The organism is Sphingobacterium sp. UBA7855 (genome assembly GCA_002500745.1).
In the GTDB taxonomy this organism is placed as follows: Bacteria; Bacteroidota; Bacteroidia; order Sphingobacteriales; family Sphingobacteriaceae; genus Sphingobacterium.
In genome coordinates, this window is sequence record DLST01000021.1 from 50,978 (window position 1) to 63,476 (window position 12,499).

General features: G+C 38.4%; 10 protein-coding genes. 3 read left to right on the plus strand and 7 right to left on the minus strand.

Annotated elements, in window-relative coordinates; all coding sequences use genetic code 11:
* The first annotated feature begins 139 nt into the window (after window positions 1–139).
* Window positions 140–4,558, plus strand: coding sequence for a DNA polymerase III subunit alpha (gene dnaE / locus B2107_RS21305; RefSeq protein ID WP_293957769.1), 4,419 nt, complete (start codon window positions 140–142; stop codon window positions 4,556–4,558).
* A gap of 122 nt (window positions 4,559–4,680) precedes the next feature.
* A complete protein-coding gene (trxA, locus tag B2107_RS21310; RefSeq protein ID WP_104385830.1) occupies window positions 4,681–5,001 on the plus strand; it encodes a thioredoxin in 321 nt (106 codons plus the stop codon).
* Between the two features lie 579 nt (window positions 5,002–5,580).
* Here trxA and rplI read toward each other — a convergent pair.
* The 7 genes from rplI to B2107_RS21345 form a co-directional block, all read right to left on the minus strand.
* Window positions 5,581–6,024, minus strand: a complete 444-nt coding sequence (rplI, locus tag B2107_RS21315) for a 50S ribosomal protein L9 (RefSeq protein WP_293957770.1) — start codon at window positions 6,022–6,024, stop codon at window positions 5,581–5,583.
* Window positions 6,025–6,039: 15 nt separating this feature from the next.
* The gene (gene rpsR, locus B2107_RS21320; RefSeq protein ID WP_028071347.1) at window positions 6,040–6,303 is read right to left on the minus strand and encodes a 30S ribosomal protein S18; all 264 of its coding nucleotides are present in this window, start codon (window positions 6,301–6,303) and stop codon (window positions 6,040–6,042) included.
* Complete coding sequence (gene rpsF, locus B2107_RS21325) at window positions 6,303–6,671, minus strand: 30S ribosomal protein S6 (RefSeq protein WP_046671750.1); 369 nt, start codon at window positions 6,669–6,671, stop codon at window positions 6,303–6,305. Before rpsF ends, rpsR begins: the two co-directional genes overlap by 1 nt.
* 144 nt (window positions 6,672–6,815) lie before the next feature.
* Window positions 6,816–7,694, minus strand: a complete 879-nt coding sequence (dapA, locus tag B2107_RS21330; RefSeq protein WP_293957771.1) for a 4-hydroxy-tetrahydrodipicolinate synthase — start codon at window positions 7,692–7,694, stop codon at window positions 6,816–6,818.
* Between the two features lie 36 nt (window positions 7,695–7,730).
* On the minus strand, window positions 7,731–9,755 hold the full coding sequence (gene ligA / locus B2107_RS21335; RefSeq protein WP_293957772.1) for an NAD-dependent DNA ligase LigA: 2,025 nt from the start codon (window positions 9,753–9,755) through the stop codon (window positions 7,731–7,733).
* Between the two features lie 119 nt (window positions 9,756–9,874).
* Entirely contained in the window at window positions 9,875–10,906 is a 1,032-nt protein-coding gene (locus B2107_RS21340) for a glycosyltransferase family 2 protein (RefSeq protein WP_293957773.1), read from the minus strand.
* Window positions 10,903–11,769, minus strand: coding sequence for a lysophospholipid acyltransferase family protein (locus tag B2107_RS21345; RefSeq protein ID WP_293957774.1), 867 nt, complete (start codon window positions 11,767–11,769; stop codon window positions 10,903–10,905). The genes B2107_RS21340 and B2107_RS21345 overlap by 4 nt, the downstream gene beginning before the upstream one ends.
* An 88-nt stretch (window positions 11,770–11,857) precedes the next feature.
* On the opposite strand from B2107_RS21345, the gene B2107_RS21350 reads away from it, so the two are divergent.
* Window positions 11,858–12,469, plus strand: coding sequence for a WbqC family protein (locus tag B2107_RS21350; protein WP_293957775.1), 612 nt, complete (start codon window positions 11,858–11,860; stop codon window positions 12,467–12,469).
* Window positions 12,470–12,499: the final 30 nt, after the last annotated feature.

Consider the following 12,499-nt stretch of genomic DNA (forward strand, 5'->3'; position numbering starts at 1 on the left):
TTGTGTAATGCGCTATCTTGATAGTTTATTTTCGCAAAAATCTGACACAATCTTCTCTAATAATTTCGTAAATTTCAAATCCAAAAAAATGCAAATTGTATTGTGTTTAATGTGTTGGATTAAAAGGAGTTATAATTTTATGTATATTATTTTCGATACGGAGACGACGGGTTTACCTAAGCGTTGGGACGCGCCAATTACGGATACCGACAATTGGCCTCGCTGTATTCAATTAGCTTGGCAGATTCACGATGAGATGGGGAATCTGGTCGAACATCAAGATTTCTTAATTAAGCCAGATGGATTTGATATACCCTATGACTCTGAAAAAATACACGGTATATCCACTGCCTTGGCGGAAGAGCAAGGGGTACCAATTCAGCAGGTTCTGGAGAAATTCAATATCGCATTAAATAAAGCCAAGTTTGTCGTTGGTCAGAATATTGGTTTTGATTTGAATATCATGGGCTGCGAATTTTATCGCTATGGTATCACAACCGATATGGCGAATATGCCTGTTTTAGATACCTGTACGGAAGTAACCGCTGAACTACTGAAGATTCCTGGTGGTCGTGGCGGGCGGTTTAAGTTGCCCAATTTGACCGAGTTACATTCCTATTTATTTGGAGTACCATTTGCCGAAGCACATAATGCCACTGCCGACGTAGAGGCGACAGCACGTTGTTTTTTGGAGCTGGTGAGAAGACAAGTGTTTACGGCCGAAGATCTTCAGGTGGACACGGGTTACTTCGTTGATTTTAAAATCAATAATCCGGGTCCTATACCTACGGTGGGGCTAAAGCATGTAAACTTAAAAGCCGCCTCTGATGAAATTAGAAGGCAATCCGAGCCTGAAGAGAATAGAGTTGTTGTGGATGCTGAAGCATTGGCAGCCTTAAAGGATGCTAAATTTGCCCATTTACATAACCATTCTCAGTTTTCAATCCTTCAGTCAACGATGTCGTACGATAGATTGGTTTCGGCAGCGATCAAGGATAATATGCCGGCTGTTGCATTAACGGATCATGGCAATATGATGGGAGCTTTTGAGTTTGTTTCTCGCGTTATAGGTCATAACAAGGAAATTGAAGCTCAAAATGCGGAAGCTATTGAGAATGGACAAGAACCTACTGGTCAGCTCTTAAAGCCCATTGTGGGGTGTGAGTTTTTTGTCTGTGAAAACCACAAAGATAAGTCCAGAAAAGATAATGGTTATCAGATTGTGTTGTTGGCAAAAAATAAGCGCGGTTATCATAATCTGGCGAAGCTCGCTTCTTACGCCTACACTGCAGGATTTTATTATGTACCCCGGATTGATAAAGATCTTATTCTTCAATATAAGGAGGATGTTATCGCTTTGTCAGGAAGCCTGCAAGGAGAAGTTCCTAATAAAGTACTGAATATAGGGGAGAGCCAGGCCGAGGAGGCATTGCTATGGTGGAAAGAGCATTTTAGTGATGATTTTTATCTCGAGTTGATGCGCCATGGCCAGGAAGATGAGGACCGTGTGAACCAAACCTTGCTTAAATTTTCCCGCAAATATCAGATTAAAATTGTTGCGACCAACAATACATATTACGAAAAGAAAGGTGACGCCCATGCGCACGATATTTTATTGTGTGTGAAAGATGGGGAGAAGCTTTCGACTCCAAAAGGTAGGGGCCGGGGATTCCGTTTTGGTTTGCCGAATCAGGAATATTATTTCAAGTCTTCTGACGAAATGAAGGCGCTGTTTAAGGATCTTCCCGAAGCAATTTTGAATATTCAGGAGATAGTTGACAAAGTTGAGATTTTTAAACTAAATCGCGATGTTCTTCTGCCTAAATTTGATATACCTGAAGAGTTTCAGGTAGAAGCGGATCTTGAAGATGGCGGAAAACGAGGCGAGAATAAATACCTCGCACACCTCTGTTATGAAGGTGCTAAAAAACGTTACGAAGAAATCACGCATGATATTCGTGAGCGGCTAGATTTTGAGTTGGCTACTATCGAGAAAACCGGCTATCCTGGTTACTTTTTGATTGTGCAGGATTTTATTGCAGCCGCACGAGCGATGGGGGTGTCGGTGGGGCCTGGACGGGGATCTGCTGCTGGTTCAGCTGTGGCCTATTGTCTTGGGATTACAAATATCGATCCGATTAAGTATGATTTGCTTTTTGAGCGTTTCCTAAATCCCGACCGTGTATCTATGCCCGATATTGATATCGATTTTGATGACGAGGGGCGTGGACGCGTCATGCAATATGTAATCAATAAATATGGTGCAAGTCAAGTTGCCCAGATTATTACCTACGGTACAATGGCTGCTAAATCATCCATTAAAGATACAGCCCGTGTACTTGATTTACCTTTAGGTGATGCTAATGAAATTGCTAAGCTGATTCCAAATCTTAAATTATCCAAAATTTTTACGCTAGATGACGCTGGTTTAAAGGAGAAGCTTAGGACAGAGGAAATTGAAGCCGTCAATAGATTGAAATCTATTGCCGATGGTGCGGGGCTGGAAGCCGAAACAATCCGGCAAGCCCGGGTATTAGAAGGTTCTGTGCGGAATACAGGTATTCATGCCTGCGGCGTTATTATCACACCCGACGATATTACTAACTTTGTTCCTGTTTCTTTAGCAAAAGACTCTGATCTTTATGTAACGCAGTTTGATAATCACGTGGTGGAAAGTGCTGGTTTGCTAAAAATGGACTTCTTAGGTTTAAAGACGCTGACGTTGATCAAAGATACCGTCGAGAATGTCAAATTAAGCCATGGTATTATACTGGATCCAGATCAGTTTCCAATTGATGATGAGCTTACGTATGAGCTCTTCCAACGTGGAGAAACGATTGGTGTATTCCAGTATGAATCTCCAGGGATGCAGAAGTACATGCGTGACCTTAAACCTACGGTATTCGCAGATTTGATTGCGATGAATGCACTCTATCGTCCAGGGCCAATTGAATATATCCCCAGTTTCATTAAGCGTAAGCATGGCATAGATCCGATTATTTACGATTTGGATGCCTGTGAGGAGTATTTAAAAGAAACCTATGGTATTACAGTATATCAAGAACAGGTAATGCTTTTATCTCAAAAGTTAGCTGGATTTTCGAAAGGTGATGCCGATGTTCTGCGGAAGGCTATGGGTAAGAAGCAAAAGGCTGTACTTGACAAGATGAAACCTAAGTTTATTTCGCAGGCCGAGGAGAAGGGGCATAATGCCAAGGTCTTGGAGAAGATATGGACCGATTGGGAAGCTTTTGCGAGTTATGCATTTAATAAATCCCATTCTACATGTTATGCATGGGTAGCCTATCAGACAGCTTATTTGAAAGCACATTTTCCTGCTGAATATATGGCGGCTGTACTTTCTAACAATATGAATGATATCAAGCAAGTAACATTCTTTATGGAAGAATGTAAGCGTATGGGGTTAGAAGTACTTGGACCTGATGTGAATGAATCCTATTATAAATTTACAGTGAATGAGCGAGGCGCTATTCGTTTTGGAATAGGCGCTGTAAAGGGTGTTGGAGCAGGGGCCGTGGATGCTATTGTTCAGACAAGGCAATCGGGTTTATATAAATCCGTTTTTGATATGGCGAAGCGTATTGATTTACGTGCTGTCAATAAAAAGGCATTTGAGAGCTTAGCTTATGCTGGGGGATTTGATAGCTTCGAAAATACACATCGTGCACAATATTTCCACTCCGACGAAAATTCAACCGGCATGGAAAAGGCGATACGTTTCGGACAGCGCTATAAGGAAAATGAAAGTTCAGCCCAGGCAAGTCTTTTTGGTGGTGATGGTGGAGCTGAATTGCCGGAGCCCGTGTTGGCGCCATGTCCACAATGGGGGTTAATTGAAAAGCTTAAATATGAAAAAGAGGTCATTGGTATTTATCTAACTAGTCATCCGTTGGATACCTATCGTTTTGAGATCGAGCATTTTTGTCAGAATTCAGTTTCAGACTTAGCATTGATCAATAAGGTTAAGGCGACAGAGGTTGATGAAGAGACTTTACTTGAGTTCAATCGAATCAAAAACAAGGAATTGGTAATAGGGGGTATTATAGCTTCTGCGAATCATCGATTGACAAAGAATGGTAAGCCCTTTGCTTCTTTTATCATTGAAGATTATAGTGATTCCTATGATATGGCGGTATTTGGCGAAGAATATGTGAAGTTAAAGGGATATTTGCAGGAGGGATACTTTGTGCAGTTAAGAGGCTTAGTACAGGAGCGCTTTAGACAAGTCGGAAATTGGGGCTTTGAACTACGCAGTGTACAATTGCTTTCTGATCTTCGCGAAAAGATGGCTAAAAGTTTTACGATTAATATTCCATTGCCTAAATTGAACGAAGCATTTTTAGATGGAATTAAGGATATACTTGCGCAAAACGAGATTGAGGGTGTTGTGCCAAGTTGTCAATTGAAGTTTAAAATTTGGGATCCGCAGGATGAGATATCTGTCGAAATGCCAGCTAAAAGTTTGAAAATAAACCTTACAAATGAATTTTTGGATTGCATCGATAAGTTTGAAGGTGTAAATTATCGACTGAACTAGTTTGGATTGGAATTTGTGTAATTAAGATTACAAATTCATTAATAGTTGTTATTATCTTTGTTTATAGATTTTAGCAATTAAAAAATATACATCTAACTTCGGTTTATAAAAATTAAAAGATTATGGCATTAGAAATTACAGATAGCAACTTTGAAGAAGTTGTTTTAAAAGCAGACAAACCAGTATTAATCGATTTTTGGGCAGAGTGGTGTGGACCATGTCGTATGGTAGGTCCTGTAGTGGAGGAATTGGCGAAGGATTATGAAGGAAAAGCGGTTATTGGGAAAGTCAACGTGGATGAGAATCCAGAGATTTCAGTACGTTATGGAATTCGTAATATCCCTGCTTTGTTATTCTTCAAAAATGGAGAAATTGTTGATAAGCAAATCGGTGCTGTTCCAAAGTCTGTTTTGAACGAGAAATTAGAAAAGCAACTGGCTTAACGAACTATAAAGACCAAAAAAGCCTGAAATTCATATTTCGGGCTTTTTTTTGTTTGATCAGTTCGTTTTAATTGTTTTTTTTGAAGATGTATGTGTTTTTTTCTTTTGTTTTTTTGAATTTTATCCTGTTAATTCCTAATAAAATGTGATTCCACTTTTTTTATTAGTATTTTTTTGGTTTTATATGATTTCATCACTCTTTTTATCTTGATTTTTATATAATTATTTATAATTAGCCTTATGTTTTTGCTTTTTATTGATTTTTATGTTTTTTTTATAAAAAAAATCAATTTTATTTGTGAAAATGCATATTTTTTACTTTCTTTGAGTATGAAAAATGAGTAAAAAATTGATTTCATCGGTATTACTTACTTTTTTTTAGTTTTTTAACTCTATTTTTGAGTGTTTTTTACATAAAAACGTAATTAGATAAAGATTTTCCCTTTCAAATACCCTAGATTATGCCTCGCGTTACTCTCCGTAACGCGAGTTTTTTTTGAGGTATGCATAAGGTTAGAAACAAAAAAACGGCTATCCCAAAGGATAGCCGTTTTTATATTGTTTACTAAATAAATAGGATTACTCAGCAATTACTTCGAAAGGAACTTGAACTTTCACTTCTTTGTGTAAGTTTAAGTTAGCGATATATTCACCTACTTCTTTAGGTTCTACTTCGAAAGTGATACGACGACGATCAACGTCAAAACCTTTCGCTTTCAATGCATCAGCAATTTGAATACTATTTACTTTACCAAAGATTTTACCAGATTCACCTGCTTTAGCACCAATTGAAAGTTTGATAGTTTCTAATTTACCAGCTAATTCAGTTGCGTCTTTTTTGATTTTGTCTTGTTTAAACTGAGCTTGTTTAATGTTCTCAGCTAAAACTTTTTTTGCAGATTCAGTCGCTTGGATTGCAAATCCTTGAGGGATTAAGTAGTTACGACCGAAACCTGGTTTTACATTAACGATATCGTTTTGCTCACCTAAGCCTTTGATATCTTGTTTTAAAATTACTTCCATTTTCTATCGTCCTCCTTATTTAATTGCATCAGCTAAGTAAGGTAACAAGCCGATGTGACGAGCACGTTTAACAGCTTGAGCTACTTTACGTTGAAATTTCAAAGATGTACCAGTCAAACGACGAGGCAAGATTTTACCTTGATCATTTACAAATTTCATCAAGAAGTTAGCATCTTTATAATCGATATATTTGATACCATTCTTTTTGAAACGACAGTATTTTTTACGATTGTCCTCTACTTTAGGAGCAGTTACGTATTGGATATTTTCGTTAGCCATTAGTTTGCGCCCTCCTCAGTTTTAGTTTCAGCTTTTTTGTTGAATGCACCGCTACGTTTTTTCTCGTTGTAAGCTTTGGCATGTTTGTCTAAACTTACAGTCAAGAAACGCATAATGCGCTCATCACGTTTGTATTCAACCTCTAATTTATTGATTAATTCACCTGGAGCCTTGAATTCAGTTAAGTGATAAAATCCAGTAGTTTTTTTCTGGATTGGATACGCTAATTTTTTCAAACCCCAATTGTCTTCAGCGACAATCTCGGCTCCGCCTTCTGTTAAGATGTTTTTGAATTTTGCGATTACTTCTTTCGCAGCATCATCAGAAAGCAACGGGGTAAGAACGATTACAGATTCGTACTGTTGCATTGTGTTAATTAATTTTGTTATTTAAAAATCCACTTTTGTGGAAGTGCAAATGTAGGTATTATATTGTTATGTTGCAAAGCATTAAAACAAAAAAGTTTAGATCCTTTATGGATCTAAACTTTTCTTAAGTGTGCGCTACGGTATTTACTTAATTTTTTTTAACTCTTCTTTTATAGCAGCCTGAGTATTTGTACTTATACGCACTAAGGGAAGGCGTAATATATCTTTTCCAATACCCAATTCTTGAAGTATATATTTTACGCCAGCGGGATTTCCTTCAATAAAACATAGTTCGGTAATATCCAATAGTTCTTGATGTATCGATCTAGCGTCGATATAATTCCCTTCGGCACATAATTTTGTTAAGGTTGCTACTTTTTTCGGTAAAGCATTTCCGATTACTGAAATGATGCCGGCAGCACCAAGAGCCATCATTGGCAAGGTAACGGGATCATCACCAGAAATCAGTAGAAAATCTTTTGGTTTATCCCGTAAGATGTCACTGAACTGAGCAAAGTTACCCGAAGCTTCTTTGATAGCAACGATATTAAAAAAATCATTCGCTAATCGTAATGTTGTCTGTGCAGAAATATTGCTCCCTGTGCGTCCAGGTACATTGTATAAAATAATAGGCAGGGGAGATGCTGCTGCAACAGCTTTATAATGTTGATAAATTCCCTCTTGAGTCGGTTTGTTATAATATGGAGAAACGGATAGAATCGCACAAAATCCAGTTGAATCAAAATTTTTGATTTGCTCCACAATCTCAGCGGTATTGTTTCCACCGATACCAGCAACCAGAGGTAATCTACCGTTCACGCGCTTGACAGTAAAATCCCAGATGCGCTTTCGTTCATCATTGGTCAATGTGGCAACTTCTCCAGTTGTACCTAAAGAAACCAAATAGTCCATACCTTCGTTGATCTGCAAGTCAATAAGCTGACCCAATGCTTCGAAATCAACAGATTCATCTGAGTTAAAAGGAGTGACTAATGCTACTCCTGCGCCGTGAAGCTCGTTCATCTTGTCTTTGTGTTTATATTAATTTAATTAAAAAACTTATTTTGGATTAATGAGTTGGAATAGTTCTTTGTCATTAATCATCGGGATGCCTAATTTTTCTGCTTTCGCAAGTTTAGAAGGCCCCATTTTATCTCCTGCCACGAGATAACTTAATTTGGCAGAAATCGCTGAAACCATCTTTCCGCCATGACTCTCAATCAATGCCGCTAATTCTTCCCGCGAGTGGTCTGCGAAGACACCGGAAATTAAAAAAGTTTTCCCTTCCAGTAAGTTGCTGGTCAAAACGATTTCTTTTTCCTTAATTTCAAAATTTAAACCGTAATTTCTTAAAGCCGTAATCTGTTCTTGATGAATCGGATTGTCCAAGTATTCTCTAACGCTTTCGGCAATGCGAAGTCCAATATCCTGTACGCTTTCGATTTCTTCTGCCGATGCTTTTGCCAAGGCATCAATATTTTTAAAGTGCAGCGCTAATTTCTTTGCGATCGTTTCACCAACGTGACGTATGCCCAAAGAGAATAGTACTTTTTCAAACGGTTTTTCTTTAGACTTCTCAATGCCTTTCAGCATATTTTCTATGGATTTCTGACCGAAACGTTCCAGTTGCTGTAAATCTTCCTGATGATCTTTTAGGCCATAAATATCAACAATATTGTGTAATAAGCCTTTTTTGAAGAAGTTGTCAACCGTTTCGTCGCCCATACCTTCGATGTCCATCATTTTGCGTCCGATAAAATGCTGCATTTTACCAATAATTTGGGGGGGGCACCCTGTTTCATTAGGGCAGTAGTGTACCGCTTCGCCATCTTGGCGTATGAGTTCGGAGCCACATTCGGGGCACGATGTTGGGTAGACAAAGCTTGTTGATCCAGGCGATCTCTTGGTGTAATTAACGCCAATAATTTTGGGTATGATTTCTCCCCCCTTTTCCACAAATACTGTATCATGTTCGTGCAGATCCAGGCGAGCAATTTCATTTGCATTGTGTAGGGACGCACGTTTGACCGTAGTCCCTGCAAGTTGTACAGGTTGAAGATTGGCTACTGGAGTAACAGCACCTGTACGACCGACTTGATAACTGATGGAGTTCAATTCGGTTTCTACACGTTCAGCCTTGAACTTATAGGATATTGCCCACCTTGGATTTTTGGCGGTAAAGCCAAGTTCTTCCTGTTGCGCATAATCATTTACTTTAATCACAATTCCATCGATTTCATAGCCAAGATTATGGCGTTCGACCTCCCAATAATCGATAAATGCAAATACATCGCTTATAGCGGTACATTTTCTACTATGTTCGCTGACATGAAATCCCCATTCTTTTACATGGTTCAAGCTATTCCAATGGTCGTGAAAAAGATTTGTTCTGTTGTCGCAATACAAAAAGTAAAGGAAACAGTCTAATGGTCGCTTCGCAACCTCAGCAGAGTCTTGCAGTTTAATCGTTCCGGAAGCGAAATTTCTCGGATTAGCATACATTGGCTCCGCATTATCTTCGCGCTCTTTGTTCAAACGCAGAAAAGCTGATTTATGCATAAATATTTCTCCGCGTATTTCGAATTGCGCTGGATAAGCTCCTTCTTTGAGTTTGATCGGAATTGATCGGATTGTCTTAACATTGTTGGTAACCACATCGCCCTGCGTGCCATCGCCACGAGTAACCGCCTTACTTAGCTTGCCATTTTCATACGTCAAGCTGATGGATAAACCATCGAATTTTAATTCGCAGACGTATTCAAACTGATCGCCAATGATTTTGCGGATACGCTGGTCGAAATCAAGCAATTCTTCTTGGCTGTATGTATTGCCTAAAGAGAGCATGGGCCAGCGGTGTCTTTCCGTTTGAAATCGGGAAGTTATATCCCCGCCAACACGCTGTGTAGGGGAATTGGGATCGGCAAACGCTGGATATTGGGCTTCCAGGGCTTCGAGTTCCTTTAGTTTAAGGTCGAAGTCGTAGTCAGAAATAACACTGTTCGCCAATACATAGTATTGGTAGTTATACTGATTGAGTTCTGCGGTTAAGTCTTTTATCTTTTTTTCAATATCCATCGCCAACATTTTGCAAAATTACAAATAAAAAGTACGTTTAAATAAAATAAATAAAGAATCTTGTCGTAATGACTGCTTTATTTTTAAAATGCGTTTTTTTGCATTTTGTATTTTGGGGAAATAAGAAACTATTTGAAATCACTTGATTTTAGCTGAGAAAATTTATGTTTGCTATTCATGTAGAAATCCACAATAATTGACTTCTTGTACTGTCCTTTTGTATTTTCCAGATGGTTGTGTTTTTTACGTTTTTTAGCATTTTTAAAAATATTTAGGAAGAAATACTGATGCGCACGGCTGATAGCCCAGGCATCTTTGGGTTTTTGATCGATAAGGAATTTGGCAAGCGCAGCAAAATCAAACCATAGTCGGATGAAAATCATAAATATTGCTTTGCCTAAGGGCAGGTTTTTTTGCAGCATAACCATATTATTCCTAAAATTGAGATAGGTTTTTTTGGGATTGCTAGCATTGAGCGTTCCGCCTCCAACGTGGTAAACGATAGATTTGGGGCAATAGCCAATTCCATATCCCATCTTTTTCAATCGCCAGCACAAGTCAATTTCTTCCATATGCGCAAAGAAATCTTCATCTAGGCCCTCCGCAACCTTCCAGGCTTCCGAACGGATAAAAAGTGCAGCTCCTGAGGCCCAAAAAATTTCTGATTCCTCATCGTACTGTCCTTCGTCGTCTTCTACTTCATGTAGAATCCTACCTCTGCAGAAAGGGAATCCAAAGTAATCCAAATATCCCCCAGCTGCTCCAGCATGTTCAAACTTCTGCTTATCATGGAATGAGCGTATTTTGGGCTGTGCAGCTGCCAAAGATGGGTTTCGTTCCAAGTATTCTATGACTGGTTCGATCCAATTTTGACTCACTTCAACATCCGAATTGAGGAGTACATAGTAATCAGCATCTACACGCTGCAGTATTTTGTTATAACCTCCTGCGAAGCCATAGTTTTTGTCATTTTCAAGGATAGTAATCGTCGGATAGTACTGTTTCACAAATGAAATTGAATCATCATCGGAGGCATTGTCTCCAATGACAAATTCGACATTCGGATACGAACTGTTATATACGGATGGTAAAAATTTTTCTAAAAAAAATCGACCGTTCCAATTGAGGATAACAACAGCTACTTTTGGTAATTTACTCATTTTCTACGTTTTCTTTTCCAGCGGTTATGCGACCATAACCAATATTCTGGGGTCTCACGGATAAGCTGCTCAGCAAGCTGATTATGTAAATCGGTTATTTCATGTTCTCCAAAGCCGCTTGGCTCTTCGAGTAAGGTGTAAAATTTACAGGAATAATGACCTCTTTTAGGATTTCTGTTGATTGAACAATAAACGACCGGCGCTTTACTTATTCGAGAAAGCCTTTCGGCTCCGGTATAGACCAATGTCTCTTGATTTAGCCAATTAATAAAGTAATCGGAATCCGAATACAAAGGGGTTTGATCGGCGACCAGTATGCTGACATTAGGTTGGCCCTTTAATTTTACGATATGACGGAGTATCTGTTTCATAGGTACCATTTCTGCACCAAACCGGCCCCGCATGCCATTGTAAACCTTGTCAATATCTTTGTTATTGAGTGGTTTGTATACGATCAACGTTGGAAAGTTTGTGATTAAACTCAAACGATGTATACCGAGCTCCCAGTTGCCGTAATGTGACGTTACCCCAATGACATTCTTGCCGGCCTCAAGGTGTCTTGTCAATTCTTCCGCATTTTCCAAAATCATTCTTTTTTTAACTTCTTTAGCAGTAATTGTTTTCAATTTGATCGACTCCACAATGAGGTCCGGAAAAAAACGGTAAAACTTTTTAGCAATAAGAAGCCGCTCTTTATCCGTTTTTTCAGGAAAAGCATTTTTTAAATTCTGAAATACAATATTCTTTCTATATTCTATGATATAATAAAGTATGTAATAAAGCCCATCGGAGATCAAATACAGAAACCAATAGGGGAGAAGAGATATAATATAGATTAATGCGTTTAACGCTTTTTGTTTCATGCTATAGCTAAAATTCCCAGTTGTTCTTTACAAATATCCTTAATTTAAGTTATTTTTGCGTCACTTATAACAAAAATCATCAGTTTTTATGGAATCGCAGTTATTACTTCCGGCATGTTATCTTCCACCGATATCTTACTTTCATACGATACAAGAGCATAATCTTCCTTTAATCATCGAGAAATATGAGCATTTTCAAAAGCAAAGTTATCGTACAAGGGCACGTATTGCTTCTGCGAATGGTGTGCAGGATTTGATTGTACCGATTCAACATGGCAATAAAGATCGTGTTCCGATGAAAGATATTCGTATAAGTTATGAGTTTGACTGGCAGCGTCTACATTGGCTAAGTATTCAGACTGCTTATCGTAGTTCTGCTTATTTTGAGTACTATGAAGATGAATTTATACAGTTTTACGAAGCAAAATTCGACTATCTTGTGGATTTTAATGTGGCGCAGTTGGAACTTATTCTAAAATCTATCAAGCTTAAGCGCGCTGTGAATTTTACACAAGAGTATGTGTCAGCTCCCACGGATACGATCGATTATCGTAATGCTATACATCCCAAAAAGGAAAGTATATTGGCTAATCCAAAAGAGTATTATCAAGTTTTTTCAGATAAGAATGGATTCTACCCGGATCTGAGTATAATCGATTTGCTCTTCAATCAAGGGCCACAATCGAAAAGTTATCTGTAATTAGCCATATTTTTTGAACAAAATGCGTTT